Source organism: Mycolicibacter minnesotensis (assembly GCF_010731755.1).
Classification (GTDB): domain Bacteria; phylum Actinomycetota; class Actinomycetes; order Mycobacteriales; family Mycobacteriaceae; genus Mycobacterium; species Mycobacterium minnesotense.
The window spans coordinates 1,666,385-1,682,495 of the sequence record NZ_AP022589.1 but is presented as its reverse complement, the minus strand read 5'-3'; the positions used below and the strand labels follow the sequence as shown (position 1 = coordinate 1,682,495).

The window sequence follows — 16,111 nt, the reverse complement described above, 5'->3', positions numbered from 1 at the left end:
GCCCATGACACCGGCCGGCGATGTCGTCTCGGAGCACCCGTTTGTGGTGGCACATCGCGGGGCCTCGATCGACCGCCCGGAACACACGCTGGCCGCCTATGACCTGGCCCTGCAGGAAGGGGCAGACGGTGTCGAGTGCGATGTGCGGCTGACCAGTGACGGCCATCTGGTCTGCGTCCACGATCGACGGGTCGACCGGACCTCAAGCGGGGCCGGGCTGGTGAGCGAGATGACGCTCTCGGAGCTGCAGCGTCTCGACTACGGCGCCTGGCACACGGGCGGGCAGCCGGGATCCCTGGGCGAGGGCGGCTTCGGCGACACCGGCCTGCTCACCCTCGACCAGTTGGTTGCACTGATACTGGATTGGCGCCGACCGGTCAAGATCTTCATCGAGACCAAACACCCGGTGCGCTTCGGATCGATGGTCGAGCGCGAGGTGCTCGCCTTGCTGCACCGGTTCGGCCTTGCCGCGCCGGCCTCGGCCTCACGCTCGCGGGCTGTGGTCATGTCGTTCTCCGCGGCGGCGGTGTGGCGCATTCGCCGGGCCGCCCCGCTGCTGCCGACGGTGCTGCTCGGCTCGGGGGCCCGCTACCTCGGTGGCGGAACGGCCACCACGGTGGGCGCCACCGCGATCGGCCCGTCGATCGAGACGCTCCGGGAGCATCCGGAATTGGTGGACCAGGCCGCCGCGCGCGGCCGCGCGCTCTACTGCTGGACCGTCGACCGCAGTGAGGACATCGATTTCTGTCGGGATATTGGTGTCGCGTGGATAGCGACGAATCAGCCCGCCCGAACCAAGGCGCGGTTGCGGGCGGGCTGATCGGCGGGCGAGGGGCTACCCGCCGGCGATCCGCGGCGCCCCGGCCTCTTGGCCCACCGTGATCTCGCGTGCGATGAAGTTCTCCAGCTCGAACAGGTTGTGCCCGGCGCGGTCGGCTATCCGAAGCAGACGGGTCATCAGGGCCACCTCCTCGACCTGTTCGCGCAGGAACCACTGCATGAACTGCTCGCCGAGGTGATCACCTTCGTCGCGGGCAACGCTGACCAGCCTGCTGATCTGCTCAGTGACAGTGCGTTCCTGCTCAAGGGTGAGGGCCAGAGCCTCGCGTGGGGCGTCGAAGTTGTTGCGCACCGCGTCGACCCCGGGAATTTCGACCCGGACGTCTCGGTCGAGTAGGTACTGCACCAGCATCATCGCGTGATTGCGCTCTTCAACGGCCTGGGTGTAAAAGAATTTCGCCAATTGCGGCAAATCTTCGGCATCGAAATAAACGGCAACCGCGATGTATTGCTGGGCTGCGGTGAATTCGTGGTAAATCTGCTCTTGGAGCAGTGCGTGGAATTTCGTCTTGTGGTTGTCGATCTCGCTCATGCTTGCCGATGCTACCCCTGGTCAGAGGGTGTATGCATCCAAGGTGAGGCTTACTCAGGTCAGCGTTGCCTAAGTAAAGATAGGGTTGGCTGAATTCATGCAGTGCCAATAGGTAATGAGGCTGGGCTTAATTGTCCAGGTCTAATGGAGGCGGGGCATCACGGCGCAATGCGTCGAATAACTCCGCGGCCGCGCCCTGGTCCCACAGCACGGCGTCACCCACATCGGACTCGATGAACCCACCGATGGGCACGGTCAGGTCGGTGGTCGGTCCGCGCAACGCCCAGCCCAGCGCCGCCAGGTTCGCCACGCCGGACCCGTTGTCCACGGTCACCGCGCGCGCGGCGGCGTGTGGCACTTGGTACCAGCGCAGCGGGTTGAGCCACACCGACGGATCGGTGACGCGAGCCAGCAGAGCCGACAGGAACTGTCGCTGGTGTGCCATCCGGTCCAGGTCGGCACGCGGCGTTGCCCGGCTGCGCACGTAGCCCAGTGCGGTTGCTCCGGTCAGCTTCTGGCAGCCCGCAGGCAGTTCAAGTCCGGCAAGTGGGTCGTCGATCGGCTCGTCCGGGCACAGCCGGACACCGCCGAGAGCGTCGACGAGCGCGGCGAAGCCGCCGAACCCGATCTCGAGGTAGTGGTCCATCCGCAGGCCGGTCGCCTGCTCCACTGTCTGGGTCAGCAGTGGCGCACCGCCCACGGTGAACGCCGCATTGATCTTGTCGTCGCCGTAGCCGGGGATGGTGACGTAGGAGTCGCGTGGAAGCGACACCACCGTTGCCGCAGAGTCCGATCCCGGTTCGGGCAGGTGAACCAGGAGGATCGTGTCGGTCCGTCCGTCGCCGATGTCGCCGCCAGTGCTCAGCTTCTGCTGGTCCCGAGGGCTGAGCCCGGCGCGACTGTCCGAGCCGACCAGCAGCCAGGTCGTCCCACGGCCCGGCGGCGGCCGATCCGGGTAGGCGGTGAATGCCGCGGTCCGTTGCAGCGCGGTGTCGAGCCAGGCCGCGCTGCCCAGCAGTCCCGCTGCCGCAAGCAGCACCACTAACGGTGCCAGGAGTGCGAGTCTCCGCGGCCAGGAGCGTCGTCGGGGCGTGGAGGGCGGCCGCGCGGGCGGCTGCGATCGGGGTGCCGGGTGCGGAGTCTGCGCCATGGGGCGCCGGACGGGTCCAGCGGCGGGCCGCGGAACCGCCCGGGGTCGTGGCGGACCCGGCGGGACGGGCCGGCCGTGGGAGTCGCGGTAGAGCAGCGGCGGCGGCTCACGACCCGGTGGCGGATGGTGCCAGGGCCGGCCCGGTCCGCGATCGCCGTTCACCTGCTCAATCTACGTATCGACGGGCGGCGTCGTTGGAGGGGCGCGTTGCAGGCCCAGCCCCGCCGATTCCGCGGATATCTCAGGTTTTATTAGTAATCTTCCGAGCAAATCGTTATCTTGATGCCCCCGTCACTCGCTGCAGCGAGCATGGAGAGAGGTCTACCGCAGATGATTCGTCAGCTCAGGGCTCAGCGGACACGTCGGGTTGCCGGGTTGGGAACAGCGGTGGGGGCGTTTCTGGCATTCGGGCTGACGCCGCTGGCCCCGGCGCCGGTGGCGGCCGCTGACGGCTTTGACGATGTGTTCGAGCTCGCACTGGCGCCGTTCGTTGAAGGGGCCACCGGCGGGCTCGACTGGAATGCGGTGTTCAGCCCCGCAGCCTGGAACACGTTCTTCGACCCGGCGCACTGGGATACCGCGTTGGCCGACCCGGCATTGGCGTTGCCGAACTTCGTGCTGCCGGACGCGACGACGTTGATGAACAACTGGGTGTACGCCCCGCTGTACACCGGTATCGACTGGTTGGTGAGCAGCTCCTGGATGGCCCCGATCGTTGACGGGGCCAACCAGCTCAGTGGCGCGCTGGGGCTGGGAACGATGATCGGTGACGGAGCTGTCGGCACAGCGGAGAACGCCGCGGGCGGCGCCGGTGGCTGGTTGTTCGGTGACGGTGGAGCCGGCTGGGACAACACCGCGGTCGACGGTGTCGGCGGCGCCGGGGGTGCGGCCGGATTCTTCGGCAACGGCGGCGCCGGCGGCGATGGCGGTGAAGGTGGTGCTGGCGGTGTCGGCGGATCCGGCGGCTGGTACATGGGCATCGGCGGTGCCGGCGGTGATGGCGGCGACGGGCTCAACGGTGGCATTGGTGGCGCCGGTGGCGCCGGCATCGGGTGGATGCTCGGCATCGGCGGTCACGGCGGCAACGGCGGCGACGGCAGCCACCTCGGCGGTAACGGTGGTGACGGCGGCAACGGCTCGATGTGGTTCGGCAGCGGCGGCGACGGCGGAGACGCCGGCAACGGCGTCTATCAAGGGCCGGGCGACCTGCCCGCGCTGGGCGGGGCCGGCGGGCTGGCCGGCTCCATGGGCACGCACGGCGCCGTCGGCCACTTCGGCGCTCTGGATGGTGCCCCGGCCAGGGCTGCGGCAGAACTGGGTACCGCCGGCCAGTGGATCGTCGACATCGACGGCCGGGTGGTGATCCTGCAAGGCGTCAACCAGGTGTACAAGTCGCCGCCGCTGACGCCGGGCGGCGACGGATTCGGCGACGATGACGCGGCGTTCCTGGCCGCCAACGGCTTCACCGCGGTACGGCTGGGCGTGTACTGGTCGGAGATCGAGCCGCAGCCTGGGGTGTACGACTTCGCCTACCTGGCCTCGGTCAAGGACACCATCGAGACGCTCAAGTCGCACGGCATCGTCAGCGTCATCGATATGCACCAGGACCTCTACAACGAGCAGATCGGCGGACACGGCGCGCCGGACTGGGCGACGCTCTTCAACCCTGCCGACAACGACAACACTCAGCCGTTCCCGTTCGCCTACGCGCTCAACCCCGCCCAGAACCAGGCGTGGGATGCGTTCTGGACCAACACGAAGGTAGACGACATCGGGCTGCAGAACTCCTACGCCCGGATGTGGCAGGTCACCGCCGACTACCTGGGTGGCACCCCCGGCGTGGCCGGCTACGAGATCATGAACGAGCCGTGGCCCGGCTCGCCGTGGCTGACCAGTTTCCTCGGCTTCCCGGCCTTCGACCAGCAGACATTGACGCCGTTCTACAACCAGGTGACGTCGGCGATCCGTTCGGTCGACTCGACCACCACGGTGTATTACGAGCCGAACGTGCTGTTCGGCAACGCGACTGCAGGCACCAACTTGGGTGCGGTCGACGACGACAACACCGTGTTCGCCTTCCACGACTACTGCATCTTCGACGCGCTGGGCGGTGGCACCGCCGCGGGCTGCTCGCTGTGGGACGGGATGATGATGGAAGGCGCGCAGCGCTACATCGACCGTTACGACGTGCCGGCGGTGGTCACCGAATTCGGTGCCACCCACAACATCCCCACCATCGCCAGCCAGCTGAACTCGATCAACCCGCGCATGTTCGGTTGGTTGTACTGGGGTTACACCAACGAGGCGGGGTCGTTGGTGCACGACACCAACCTGCCGCCGACCGGCGACAATGTGGATGAGCCGATCGTGGCGGCCCTGGCCCAGCCGTACCCGCAGGTAATCGCGGGAATCCCGAACGCGTGGTCGTTCTCCGGCGGCGTCTTCTCATTCAGTTACTCCACCGCCATGGCCGACGGCTCGGGCAGCTTCGGCGCCGGATCGGAGACCAAGATCTCCCTGCCGGAAATCCAGTTCCCCAACGGCTACCAGGTCAGCGTCACCGGCGGCCAGGTCGTTTCGGCGCCCAATGCTTCGGTGCTGGTGATCGAGTCCAACGCGGGCGCTGGCAGCGTCAGCGTCACGGTCAACCCCGTCGCCGGCGGCTAGCGAGGTTCGACGCAGGAGAGGCGAAGCTGGGCCGCCGAAGTGGGCTCGGGCGGCTAGCGAGGTTCGACGCAGGAGAGGCGAAGCTGGGGCGCCGAAGTGGGCTCGGGCGGCTAGCGAGGTTCGACGCAGGAGAGGCGAAGCTGGGGCGCCGAAGTGGGCTCCGGCGGCTAGCCAGGAGAGCCGAAGCTGGGCGTTTAGCGCAGCCAGCCCAATTTGGGGGCGAACAACGCGTAGCCCACGAATGCCACGCTGTCGATCAGGGCGTGGGCGAGGATCAACGGCCATAGCCGTCCGGTGCGCTGCCAGGCGTTGCCGAACACCAAGCCCATCACGATGTTGCCCAGCCCCGCCCCGAAGCCTTGGTAGAGGTGATAGGCGCCCCGGAGTACAGCGGAACAGGCCAGCGCCACCCGCGGTGAGATCCGCAGCTGCGACAGGCGCGTCAGCAGGTAGCCGACGACGATCACTTCCTCGGCAAGCGCGTTGGCGAATGCGATCACCACCAGCATCGGGGCGCGCCACCAGGCGTCATTGATCGCCGCGGGGATGACGTCGGCATTGAGTCCTAGGCTTCGTGCCACCAGGTACAGCCCCAGCCCGGGCAAGCCGATCAGCGCCGCCAGCCCGAGTCCGCCGACTACGTCGCCGCGGCGGGGCCACCCGTCCAGCCCGATGCGGGCAGGGCCCCATCCGCTGCGCCACAGCAGGTAGAGCGCCAACGCCCCCCAAGCGATCAGCTGGACCGCCCACGCGGCGTTGAGGCCGAAGTCGATCAGGTCGAAATAGGACCGGCGCGGATTGAGTGCGATGCGTTGGGCGCTGAGGTCGCGCAGCACCGCATCGGCGAGCTGCAGCACCGCGGTGACGGCGCTGAGCCCGTAGGTGACGGCCAGTACAAGGACGATCTCCAGGCGCAGTGCGCAGCGCTGGTCCTGTGGCTCGGTCACCTCGCCACGGTAGCCGCCTCGCCGGGGCGCGAATCGCCGCTGGTTCATGGCGGCGACCTGCTTCGCCCGGCTGCGCCGCGCTTGCAGTCGCCGCTAGCGCTCCAGGCGGCGCGCCTGCAGTCCGTTGAGGAAAGGGCAGCCCATCAGCGCGCGCACCGCCCGGTTCAGGCTCAATACGTCCTCGACGGGCTGCGGGAAGCTCAGCCGCACGTCGCGATCTCCGTCGGGGGCCTCCACCCGCAGCCACATGCCGTAGCGATCCACGGCCAGCGGGCGGGCCTGTCCGCGCCGAAGCTGCGGCGGCAGCTTGGCGGCGGCCAGACGGGCGACCATCTCGGGGTGCGCGGAGTCCAGATGCTGCAACCAATGCGCCTCGATTGCGCAGAACGGGTCGGGGCGCGCCGAGAGCAGCTCCCGGACGTCGACGGCCTCGGCGCCGGTCGCATCGGCCAGCACCGCCGACTCCGGAGTCAGGCGCAACAAGACGTAGTCGACGTCGGCATCACCGTCGTCGCGGGCGCCGATGTCGTGATGGCGGATCGCCGACCGCGGCGAGACGACCTGGAGAAGTGCCGGGTTCGGGTCAACCTCTGCGATTCGGTCAAGCAGCACCGCGATCTCGTCCTCGGGTACCGGGCGCAGCAGTCCGGTGATCCATGCCAGCGCACGGACGCGTTCGCGCAGCCGCAGCGGCGCGTGATCGGTCAGCTCGAGCATGGCCTGCACACCGGTGTCGGCGGCCGCCTCGGCGACCGGGTCGGCGAGGGGGATGGCCACCACCACGGAGCCGTCCCGCAGCAGGTGGCAGATCGGCGCGCTGACCGGCGCGGCATTGGCCGAGTCGGCGATCGCCACAAGGGCTTGCCCCCGGATGCAGGCGCTGCGAATCCGCTCGGCGGACGTCGGGACCATTGCTGCTGTGGTGGTTGCCATCGATCACCTTTCGAAGTGAGGTAAGGCTAACTTAATTTAGATGCCGCGGTGGGCGCAACAGGAAGGGTCCTTGCGTGTGCCGCCGGTGAGCCCGCCGACGGCCTGCGGCCGATAGGGTTGTCCGGTGACCCGCATCAGCTATCTCGGCCCGGCGGGGACCTTCACCGAAGCGGCGCTGCTCGCGTTGACCGGCGCCGGACGGGTTCCCGGTGCCGAGCACCAACCGGTCCCGGTCGAGAGCACCCCGGCCGCCCTCGACGCAGTGCGCAACGGCGCCGCCGACTATGCGTGCGTGCCTATCGAGAACTCGATCGAGGGCGGCGTGACGCCGACCCTGGACGCGCTCGCGGCCGGTTCACCGCTCCAGATTTTTGCCGAGACCACCTTGGACGTGGTGTTCTCGATCGTCGTCGCAGCGGACCGTGGACAGGACGACATTCGCACCGTGGCCGCCCACCCGGTGGCCGGCGCGCAAGTGCGTCGGTGGCTGGCTGAACACCTCCCCGGGGCGCAGACCGTGCCCGCCAACTCCAATGCCGCTGCCGCCCAGCAGGTCTACGACGGTGAGGTGGATGCCGGCGTGAGCACCGCGCTGGCGGCAGAGCAACGGGGGTTGCGGACGCTGGCCGCGGGCGTCATCGACGAACCCAACGCACGTACCCGCTTTGTGCTGGTCGGGGCGCCCGCGACACCACCTCAGCGGACCGGTGCCGACCGGACCTCGGTGGTGCTGCGGCTCGACAACGCGCCCGGGGCGCTGGCCGCGGCGCTGACCGAGTTCGGAAGTCGCGGAATCGATCTGACACGAATCGAGTCCCGCCCGACCCGCACCGAGCTGGGGACGTATCTGTTCTTCCTGGACTGCGTGGGACACATCGACGACGCGGCGGTCGCGCAGGCTCTGCAGGCGCTGCGTCACAGCTGCGCCGACCTCCGCTACCTGGGTTCCTGGCCCGCAGGCGCCTGCGGGGCGTCGTCGTGAGCGGGCGGCTGGTGCTGCTGCGGCACGGGCAGTCCTACGGCAACGTCGACCGCCGACTCGACACCCGTCCGCCGGGCTCGGAACTGACTCCGCTGGGCCGCGACCAGGCCCGGGCCTTCGCGGCGCAGGGGGCGCACCGCCCGATGCTGGTCGCCCACTCGGTGGCCACCCGCGCGGTTCAGACCGCCGCCGAGATCAGCGCCCGGCTCGGGGTGACCGCCCGGGCACTCGAAGGCATCCACGAGGTACAGGCCGGTTCGCTGGAGAACCGGAGCGACGACGACGCGATCGCCGAGTTCAACGCGATCTATCAGCGCTGGCACTCCGGCGAGCCCTCCCTAGCGCTGCCCGGAGGTGAGTCGGCCTCGCAGGTGCTCGACCGCTATCTGCCGGTCGTCACGGACCTGCGGCTGCGCTACCTGGACGACGACGACTGGACCGGCGACATCGTCGTGGTCAGCCACGGTGCGGCGATCCGCCTGGCGGCGGCAACGCTCGCCGGTGTGGACGGCAGCTTCGTGCTGGACAACCACCTGGAGAACGCCACGGCCGTGGTGCTGGCCCCGATCACCGATGGCCGGTGGAGCTGTGTGCAGTGGGGCTCGCTGACGCCGCCGTTCTATCCCGAACCCGATGCGGATCCCGTCGGTGACGCGTTGCGTTCCGACACCGACCCGATGGGCTAGGCGTGCTGGCGGGGGAGGGCTAGACCGCCAACGCGAATATCTGCGCGCAGCGGCAGCCGACCGCCTCGCAATCCAGGGCGAACGAGTGCGGCAGCACCGCGCCGGGGCAACCGTCCTCGGTGCATTCGGTCGCCTGGTACGCGTGGTGGATGAGTGAGCCGTGGCAGTGATCCAACCCCGCCCGGCAGTCTCGGCAGTGGTCGTCCATGCCTTGTTCTTAGCACTGCGCACCGACAGGGCGGCTTCGGCGCGCCGCGCCGGGTGGCGTCAGCCCCAGCCCAGCTCGTGCAGCCGCTCGTCGTCGATGCCGAAGTGGTGGGCGATCTCGTGGATCACCGTGATCCGGACCTCGTCGACGACTTCCTCATCGGACCCGCACATCTCCAGCAGCGCGTCCCGGTAGATCGTGATGGTGTCGGGAAGTGACCCGGCATAGCTCGAATCGCGCTCGGTCAGGGCCACGCCGTCGTAGAGCCCGAGCAGGTCGGGCTCCTCGGCGTTGCGGCCCTCCACCAGGATCACCACATTGTCGAAGGCCGCGGCCAGCTCGGCCGGGATCAGATCCAAGGCGTCGGAGACCAGCTCGTCGAACCGGCTGGGGTCCATCGCGACGCTCACCGTGGCTGGCTACCGGCGGGCAGTTGGTTGAGCCGTTCGGCGGGGATCGACGGCGGCGGGATCGGGGGCTGACCGTTGATCAGCAGCGGTCCGCGGGCGCTGTTGATCAGCGCGGCCCAGCCGCCGTTGCCCAGCGTGGCGCCCAGGCTGCAGGCCACTTCGCGGCTGCCCGCCGACCAGCTGGGCAGCGACACGGTGGCGTAGGTCAACGTCAGCGTCGTGTCGCGCAGCTGCACCGGGTCCAGGTAGGCGTCGGTGAGCCGGGTGCAGGAATCCTTGATGAACGCATCCTGCTCGGGTTCGGGGGGCAACGCATCAGGGAACTGTTCGGCCAGGTTGACCGTGCCGGTGACCTCTTTGGTGTGTGGTGCCGCGCAGTCGACGGGCACGTCGTTGGGTTGGTTGGTGGCCGGATCGATGCCCAGGCAGGTGCCCGGCGGCCACACCTTGGACTGGTCGATGTCGGCTACCTTGCCCACGAACGCCGTCTGTTGCCCACCTACCCCGGGGAGTTGCAGGCCGCACAGCATCCGGCGTTCACCGTGTTGCCGCCACGCACGTTCCCCGGCCCACAGCATGCTGGCGACGAACTTGCTGTGCGGGTCGAACTTGGCGCCGAGGTAGCGGCGCACCGACGATTCGCACTGTTCTTGGGTGATCTGCTCGATGCGGGCCATCGATGGTGGCGGAGCGTCGGGGCCGTATTCGGCTCCCGGGAACATCTTCATGTCGACCGGCCCGGCCACCTCGAACTTGTGCTCTTCGGCGCAGCTGACGATCGTCGCCGCGTCCAAGTCGTTCTCCGGCCAATTCAGGCAGTCACCCGCCACCGCGTGGTCGATCGCGTCGTTGCCCTTGACCGTGCCCAGGCCCAACCCCGGACCGGCGCCTTTGCCGCCGGCCCCCGGCACCGGCTCGGCGTTGAGCCGGCCCAGCAAGCCGCCGGGGCCGTCGCCGACGACCGGAACCACGGTGATGAGTCCGGCGATCAATAGCCCGCCCAGCGCGGTCAGCACCAGGGCGCGCCGGGTCGGGGCGGCGCGCAGGGTGCGCCGCCACGACACCCGCCTGGCGGGTGGATTCTGCTGGTCGGCTGCCTGTGACATCGGGTCCATTCTGACAGGCAGCCGCGGGTGCGTGACAAATGATGCGAAAGTGATGCCGCCGGCCAGGTTGTAGGGTTTTGCCGTGATCGACCTGAAGCTGCTGCGTGAAGACCCCGACCGTGTCCGCCGCTCCCAGGTGGCTCGTGGCGAGGATCCCGCCTTGGTGGATGCCCTGCTGGCCGCCGACAGCGCACGGCGCACCGCCATCGCGGCGGGTGACACGCTGCGGGCCGAACAGAAAGCGGCCAGCCGATCGGTAGGCGCGGCGTCGCCCGAGGAGCGGCCGACGCTCCTGGCCCGGGCCAAGGACCTGGCCGAACAGGTCAAGGCGGCCGAGGTCGCCCAGTCTGAAGCCGAAGCGGCTTTCACCGGGGCGCACATGGGAATCGCCAACGTCGTGATCGACGGGGTTCCCTCTGGTGGCGAGGACGACTTCGTCGTGCTGGACGTCGTCGGTGAGCCGCCGGCGATCGCGAACCCGCGCGACCACCTCGAGCTTGGTGAGGCGCTTGGCCTGATCGACATGGGGCGCGGCGCCAAAGTGTCGGGTTCGCGGTTTTATTTTCTGACCGGTCGTGGCGCACTGCTTCAGTTGGGCCTGCTGCAGTTGGCGGTGCGACTGGCGGTGGAGAACGGGTTCACCCCGATGATCACCCCGTCGCTGGTGCGACCCGAAGTCATGTCCGGCACCGGCTTTCTGGGGTCGCACGCCGACGAGATCTACCGGCTTGAGGCCGACGACCTCTACCTGGTGGGCACCTCCGAAGTGCCGCTGGCGGGCTACCACTCCGACGAGATCCTGGACCTGTCGGGCGGGCCGCTGCGCTACGCCGGTTGGTCATCGTGCTTTCGCCGGGAGGCGGGCAGCTACGGCAAGGACACCCGCGGAATCATTCGTGTGCACCAGTTCGACAAGGTGGAGGGGTTCGTCTACTGCCGGCCCGAAGACGCCGCGGCAGAACATGACCGGCTGCTCGGCTGGCAGCGCGAGATGCTAGCTCGTATCGAGGTGCCCTATCGAGTGATCGACGTCGCCGCAGGTGATCTCGGTTCCTCGGCGGCGCGCAAGTTCGACTGCGAGGCCTGGGTGCCCTCACAAGGCACCTACCGGGAGCTGACGTCGACGTCGAACTGCACCACCTTCCAGGCCCGCCGGCTGTCAACCCGTTACCGCGACGAGAACGGTAAGCCGCAGACGGCGGCCACGCTCAACGGGACGCTGGCCACCACGCGCTGGTTGGTGGCCATCTTGGAGAACCACCAACAGCCCGACGGCAGTGTCCGGGTGCCGCAGGCCCTGGTGCCCTATGTCGGTGTGGAGGTCTTGGAGCCGTCCGCTTCCTGATCCGCTGGGGCCTGCGCGGCGAAGAGTCGGCGCGAGCAGTCCAGCAGCATGCGGTGCAGTTCCTCGTTGGGTATGTCTGACACCGTGGGATCGGCTGCAGCGCCCAGGAGTCCGGGCACCAGAACCGCGATGGCGATAAGTGTGGAGGGGTCGGGCTCCGGTCCCGCCAGGATCGTCTGCAGGCGCCGGGAGGCGTCCCGGAAGTCTCCGATGGCCTCGACGATCCCCACGACTGCGGGGTCGGTATGCACCAGGACGGTGGTGCGGCGGTGTCTGACGGCCAGTTCGATGATCCCGCTGATGGTGGCCTCGCGTTGCACCTCGCGTGATCCGATCGCCTCGGCGATGGCGACCACCCGGGTGATGTCTTCGAACACCGGCCGAAACACGGCGACGACGATGTCGTCCTTGCAAGGGAATTGGTAGTACACCGCAGATTTTCTGACGCCCAATCGGTCGGCGATCATCTGCAGCGACGTGCCGCTCACACCGTGCTCGGCGAACAGGCCCTGGGCGGCCTCTAATACACGCTCGCGCGCGAAACCTCGCGGTGCCATGGCCTTCGCCACCTCAAGCCTTCCTGCTCCGGGCGACCGCCCACCGGAGTGAGCCACGTCGCACAGTTCTACTGACCGATCGCTTGATTCTACTTTACTGATCGTATAACTTAACTTTCCGTCGTGCTTAACCGCGGATCTGGGCAGAGAGGGCGTCCCGATGCTGAACCCCAAGGTGCACAGGCTGTCCCAGCCTGATTCGGACCCACCCGGCGCCGCCCGGATGGCCCCGGGCGTGACCGCCTATGTGGTCGACGCGCCGGAACTCGTCGCCGGCAACCACCCCTTGTTCGAGGCGATCGCCGAACTGGGCGTCACGGCGAAGCGGTTCGCGGCCGACGCCCACGTCTTGGTGGTGGTCAGCAAAGCTGGCGACGCGGCGGAGCCTGGTCGGTGAAGGGGTTGAAGCGCGCATGGATGCCGCTGCTCATCGTGGCCGTGGTGGCGCTCGGAACGATGACGGTCCTTCGGGTGCGCACCTACTTCGGCGGCGAGAACTCCAACCTCATCAGCACCAAGGTCGACGACACCAAGCCGTACAACCCCAAGGTCGTCACCTACGAGGTCTTCGGTGAACCCGGCGCCACTGCCGACATCAGCTACCTCGACCTCGACAGCAGACCGCAGCGCGTCGACGCCGCAACGCTGCCCTGGTCGGTGACCCTGACCACCACGCTGTCGGCGGTCTCGCCCAACCTCTACGCGCAAGGCAAGGGCTCCACGCTGGGCTGCCGCATCAGCATCGACGACGAGCTCAAAGACGAGAGAACCTCCACCGGCGCCAGTGCCCTGACCTTCTGCTTGGTGAAATCCGCATGAGCAACCGAACCGACAATTCCCCGCACAGCGCCGAACGCGGCTGGATCGCCAGGTGGATTCGGCGCCTGGCCGTTCCGATCATGCTGGCTTGGATAGGCATCATCGTCCTGGCGAATGTGACCGTCCCTCAGCTGGAGAAGGTCGCCGAGATGGCGGCGGTGCAGATGACGCCCGACGAGGCGCCGTCGATGATCGCGGTCAAACGTCAGGGCGAGGTGTTCAAGGAGTTCACCTCCAACAGCTCGGTCATGCTGGTGTTGGAGGGCGAGGAGCCGTTGGGCGCCGACGCCCACCACTACTACGACCAGATCGTCGACAAACTCAAGGCCGACACCACCCACGTCGAGCACGTCCAGGACTTCTGGGGCGATCGCCTTACTGCCGCCGGCGCCCAGAGTCCCGACGGCAAAGCCGCGTACGTGCAGATCTACACCGCGGGCAACCAGGGTGAGGCGCTGGCCAACGAATCGGTCAAAGCGGTCAACCAGGCCGTCGACAGCGTCACCGCACCGCCGGGGGTGAAGGCGTATGTGACCGGCGGGGCTGCGCTGGCGGCAGATCAGGACAAGGCCGGCACCCGCAGTATGCACGTCATCGAGTCGCTGACCTTCGTGGTCATCATCACCATGATGCTGACGGTCTACCGGTCGATCACTACCGTGGCGCTGGCGCTGGCGATGGTGGTGACGGGGCTGGCATCGGCCCGGGGCATCGTGGCGTTCCTGGGCTATCACGGGCTGATCGGGCTCTCGCCCTTCGCCACCAGCCTGCTGGTCACTCTCGCGATCGCGGCGGCCACCGACTACGCGATCTTCCTGATCGGCCGATATCAGGAAGCACGCAGCGCCGGCGAGGACCGGGAACAGGCGTACTACACCATGTTTGCCAGCACCGCCCATGTGGTGTTGGGCTCGGGCATGACCATCGCGGGTGCCACGCTGTGCCTGCACTTCACCCGGTTGCCCTACTTTCAGTCGCTGGGTATTCCGCTGGGGATCGGCATGACCGTCGTCGTCATCACCTCGCTGACGATGGGATCCGCCGTCATCGCGGTGGCCGGTCGGTTCGGCAACCTGCTGGAACCCAAGCGAGCTGACCGGGGGCGCGGCTGGCGGAAGATCGGAGCGGCCGTAAGCCGTTGGCCGGGACCGATCCTGATCGCCGCAACGGCGGCCGCCATGGTCGGCATTCTCGCCCTACCCGGCTACAAGCCCGGCTACAACGACCGCGCCTATATGCCGGCGGACCTACCGGCCAACCAGGGCTTCCTGGCCTCCGACCGGCACTTCCCGTCGGCGCGGATGAATCCCGAGATGCTGATGATCGAAACCGATCACGACATACGCAACTCCGCGGACTTCCTGGTGATCGAGCGAATCGCCAAGCGGGTCACGGGAGTAGAGGGTGTCTCGCGCGTCATGTCCATCACCCGGCCGCAGGGCATTCCGATGGAGCACTCCACCTTCGGCTACATGCTCGGAATGCAGGCTGTCAGTCAGGACATGACCCGCAAGTTCAACGAGGATCGCACGGCGGACATGCTGGCCCAGGCCGAGGATATGCAGGTCAACATCGACTCGATGACCAAGATGATCGAGCTGATGGAGCAGATGAACGCCACCATGGGGCGCATGGTGGGCAAGATGCACCTGATGGTCGACGACATCGAGGAACTGCGCGACAAGATCGCCAACTTCGACGACTTCTTCCGGCCGATGCGCAGCTACTTCTATTGGGAACCACACTGTTTCGACATTCCGGTCTGCCACGCGCTGCGGTCGGTCTTCGATGCCATGGATGGTGTGGACACCATGACCGACAACTTCAAACAGATCGTTCCGGACATGGACGCAATGGCAGCCCAACTGCCCCAGATGCTCACGCTCATGCCGCCGATGATCCAGATGATGAAGAACGCCAAGTCGATGATGGAGGCCACCTACGCCACCCAGAGTGGACTGGCCGAGCAGGCTCGGGAAGCTCAGGGAGATCCCGCTGCCATGGGGGACGCTTTCGATAGGGCCCGCAACGACGATTCCTTCTATCTGCCCCCGGAGATCTTCGACAACGCCGAATTCCAGCGCGGCATGAAGAGCTTCGTGTCACCGGACGGGCATGCGGTGCGGTTCATCGTCAATCACGAGGGCGATCCACTGAGCGCAGAAGGAATCAAGCACATCGACGCGATCAAGATCGCCGCCAAGGAGGCGATCAAGACCACGCCGTGGGAGGGCTCGAAGATCTACGTCGGTGGTACCGCCGCGATGTTCAAGGACATGCAGGAGGGCTCCAACTACGACCTGATGATCGCCGGGGTCGCGGCACTGTGCCTGATCTTCATCATCATGCTGGTGATCACTCGTGCCGTGGTGGCCGCCCTGGTGATCGTAGGAACCGTGGTCATATCACTGGGCAGCGCTTTCGGGTTGTCGGTGTTGTTGTGGCAGAACATCATCGGCCTGCAGGTGCACTGGATGGTGTTGGCCATGGCGGTGATCATCCTGTTGGCCGTGGGTGCCGACTACAACCTGTTGCTGGTCTCGCGACTCAGAGAGGAGATCCATGCCGGACTCCATACCGGCATGATCCGGGCGATGGGCGGCAGTGGATCGGTGGTCACCGCGGCGGGGCTGGTGTTCGCCTTCACGATGATGACCATGGCGATCAGTGAACTGCGGGTGATCGGCCAGGTCGGAACCACCATCGGGTTGGGGCTGCTGTTGGACACCTTGATCATTCGATCCTTCATGACCCCGTCGATCGCGACCCTGCTCGGCAAGTGGTTCTGGTGGCCGCAGGTGCCGCGCCAGCGGCCTAAGCCTTCGCCCTGGCCTGCCCCGTTGCAGCGGCATCCGAGCGAAGAACTGGTCGATTCCGGCGGTGGCGTGCATCGGGCGGGCCGGTGATGAGGCCCGCAAGCTGCGTACTT

The 16,111-nt window shown here is 67.5% G+C and carries 15 protein-coding genes and 1 pseudogene; 8 read left to right on the top strand and 8 right to left on the bottom strand.

The features are described 5' to 3' along the window. Positions 1-4 precede the first annotated feature (4 nt). A complete protein-coding gene (locus G6N09_RS07840) occupies positions 5-820 on the top strand; it encodes a glycerophosphodiester phosphodiesterase (protein ID WP_083027100.1) in 816 nt (271 codons plus the stop codon). A gap of 15 nt (positions 821-835) precedes the next feature. On the opposite strand, the gene G6N09_RS07835 is transcribed toward G6N09_RS07840, so the two are convergent. Next, positions 836-1,372, bottom strand: coding sequence for a ferritin (locus G6N09_RS07835; protein WP_083027099.1), 537 nt, complete (start codon positions 1,370-1,372; stop codon positions 836-838). A gap of 127 nt (positions 1,373-1,499) precedes the next feature. After that, positions 1,500-2,684 carry an LCP family protein gene (locus G6N09_RS07830; protein WP_083027098.1) on the bottom strand — a complete coding sequence of 395 codons (1,185 nt, stop codon included), beginning with the start codon at positions 2,682-2,684 and terminating at the stop codon, positions 1,500-1,502. Positions 2,685-2,852: 168 nt separating this feature from the next. Between G6N09_RS07830 and G6N09_RS07825 the strand changes: the two genes are divergently transcribed. Then, a complete protein-coding gene (locus G6N09_RS07825; protein ID WP_133053098.1) occupies positions 2,853-5,189 on the top strand; it encodes a cellulase family glycosylhydrolase in 2,337 nt (778 codons plus the stop codon). 194 nt (positions 5,190-5,383) lie between these two features. Here the strand turns inward: G6N09_RS07825 and G6N09_RS07820 are convergent, their stop codons facing one another. Next, positions 5,384-6,136, bottom strand: a complete 753-nt coding sequence (locus G6N09_RS07820; RefSeq protein ID WP_234807076.1) for a CPBP family intramembrane glutamic endopeptidase — start codon at positions 6,134-6,136, stop codon at positions 5,384-5,386. Between the two features lie 93 nt (positions 6,137-6,229). Next, complete coding sequence (locus tag G6N09_RS07815) at positions 6,230-7,069, bottom strand: DUF2470 domain-containing protein (RefSeq protein ID WP_083027095.1); 840 nt, start codon at positions 7,067-7,069, stop codon at positions 6,230-6,232. Positions 7,070-7,193: 124 nt separating this feature from the next. Here G6N09_RS07815 and pheA point away from each other — a divergent pair, with 124 nt between their 5' ends. Together pheA and G6N09_RS07805 are read left to right on the top strand one after the other, a co-directional pair. Beyond that, positions 7,194-8,051: a prephenate dehydratase gene (gene pheA, locus G6N09_RS07810; protein WP_083027094.1), complete on the top strand. Its 858-nt coding sequence runs from the start codon at positions 7,194-7,196 to the stop codon at positions 8,049-8,051. Then, positions 8,048-8,737: a histidine phosphatase family protein gene (locus G6N09_RS07805; protein WP_083027093.1), complete on the top strand. Its 690-nt coding sequence runs from the start codon at positions 8,048-8,050 to the stop codon at positions 8,735-8,737. The genes pheA and G6N09_RS07805 overlap by 4 nt, the downstream gene beginning before the upstream one ends. A 19-nt stretch (positions 8,738-8,756) precedes the next feature. Here G6N09_RS07805 and G6N09_RS19955 read toward each other — a convergent pair whose 3' ends face one another. The 3 genes and pseudogenes from G6N09_RS19955 to G6N09_RS07790 form a co-directional block, all read right to left on the bottom strand. Further along, positions 8,757-8,945: a hypothetical protein gene (locus tag G6N09_RS19955; protein ID WP_083027092.1), complete on the bottom strand. Its 189-nt coding sequence runs from the start codon at positions 8,943-8,945 to the stop codon at positions 8,757-8,759. 59 nt (positions 8,946-9,004) lie between these two features. Beyond that, the gene (locus tag G6N09_RS07795) at positions 9,005-9,343 is read right to left on the bottom strand and encodes a metallopeptidase family protein (protein ID WP_109558988.1); all 339 of its coding nucleotides are present in this window, start codon (positions 9,341-9,343) and stop codon (positions 9,005-9,007) included. Between the two features lie 29 nt (positions 9,344-9,372). After that, positions 9,373-10,470, bottom strand: a pseudogene (locus G6N09_RS07790) (septum formation family protein); the annotation flags it as partial. Between the two features lie 73 nt (positions 10,471-10,543). Between G6N09_RS07790 and serS the strand changes: the two are divergent. Beyond that, on the top strand, positions 10,544-11,806 hold the full coding sequence (serS, locus tag G6N09_RS07785) for a serine--tRNA ligase (RefSeq protein ID WP_083027089.1): 1,263 nt from the start codon (positions 10,544-10,546) through the stop codon (positions 11,804-11,806). Here the strand turns inward: serS and G6N09_RS07780 are convergent. Continuing rightward, positions 11,767-12,375, bottom strand: coding sequence for a TetR/AcrR family transcriptional regulator (locus tag G6N09_RS07780; RefSeq protein ID WP_083027088.1), 609 nt, complete (start codon positions 12,373-12,375; stop codon positions 11,767-11,769). The genes serS and G6N09_RS07780 overlap by 40 nt on opposite strands. 148 nt (positions 12,376-12,523) lie before the next feature. On the opposite strand from G6N09_RS07780, the gene G6N09_RS07775 reads away from it, so the two are divergent. From G6N09_RS07775 to G6N09_RS07765, 3 genes are read left to right on the top strand one after another with little or no spacing between them, the layout of a single operon-like run. After that, positions 12,524-12,760 (top strand): hypothetical protein, encoded by a 237-nt coding sequence (locus G6N09_RS07775; RefSeq protein WP_083027087.1) that lies wholly within the window; start codon positions 12,524-12,526, stop codon positions 12,758-12,760. Then, positions 12,757-13,182: an MmpS family transport accessory protein gene (locus G6N09_RS07770; protein WP_083027086.1), complete on the top strand. Its 426-nt coding sequence runs from the start codon at positions 12,757-12,759 to the stop codon at positions 13,180-13,182. Before G6N09_RS07775 ends, G6N09_RS07770 begins: the two co-directional genes overlap by 4 nt. Continuing rightward, on the top strand, positions 13,179-16,088 hold the full coding sequence (locus G6N09_RS07765; RefSeq protein WP_083027085.1) for an MMPL/RND family transporter: 2,910 nt from the start codon (positions 13,179-13,181) through the stop codon (positions 16,086-16,088). The genes G6N09_RS07770 and G6N09_RS07765 overlap by 4 nt, the downstream gene beginning before the upstream one ends. The last annotated feature ends 23 nt before the right edge of the window (positions 16,089-16,111 follow it).

Excerpts from the sequence above, each read along its gene's own strand:
- G6N09_RS07835 (WP_083027099.1), bottom strand. The coding sequence starts at position 1,372 with ATGAGCGAGATCGACAACCACAAGACGAAATTCCACGCACTGCTCCAA.
- G6N09_RS07765 (WP_083027085.1), top strand. The coding sequence starts at position 13,179 with ATGAGCAACCGAACCGACAATTCCCCGCACAGCGCCGAACGCGGCTGG.
- G6N09_RS19955 (WP_083027092.1), bottom strand. The coding sequence starts at position 8,945 with ATGGACGACCACTGCCGAGACTGCCGGGCGGGGTTGGATCACTGCCAC.
- G6N09_RS07840 (WP_083027100.1), top strand. The coding sequence starts at position 5 with ATGACACCGGCCGGCGATGTCGTCTCGGAGCACCCGTTTGTGGTGGCA.
- G6N09_RS07775 (WP_083027087.1), top strand. The coding sequence starts at position 12,524 with ATGCTGAACCCCAAGGTGCACAGGCTGTCCCAGCCTGATTCGGACCCA.
- G6N09_RS07815 (WP_083027095.1), bottom strand. The coding sequence starts at position 7,069 with ATGGCAACCACCACAGCAGCAATGGTCCCGACGTCCGCCGAGCGGATT.
- G6N09_RS07795 (WP_109558988.1), bottom strand. The coding sequence starts at position 9,343 with ATGGACCCCAGCCGGTTCGACGAGCTGGTCTCCGACGCCTTGGATCTG.
- G6N09_RS07825 (WP_133053098.1), top strand. The coding sequence starts at position 2,853 with ATGATTCGTCAGCTCAGGGCTCAGCGGACACGTCGGGTTGCCGGGTTG.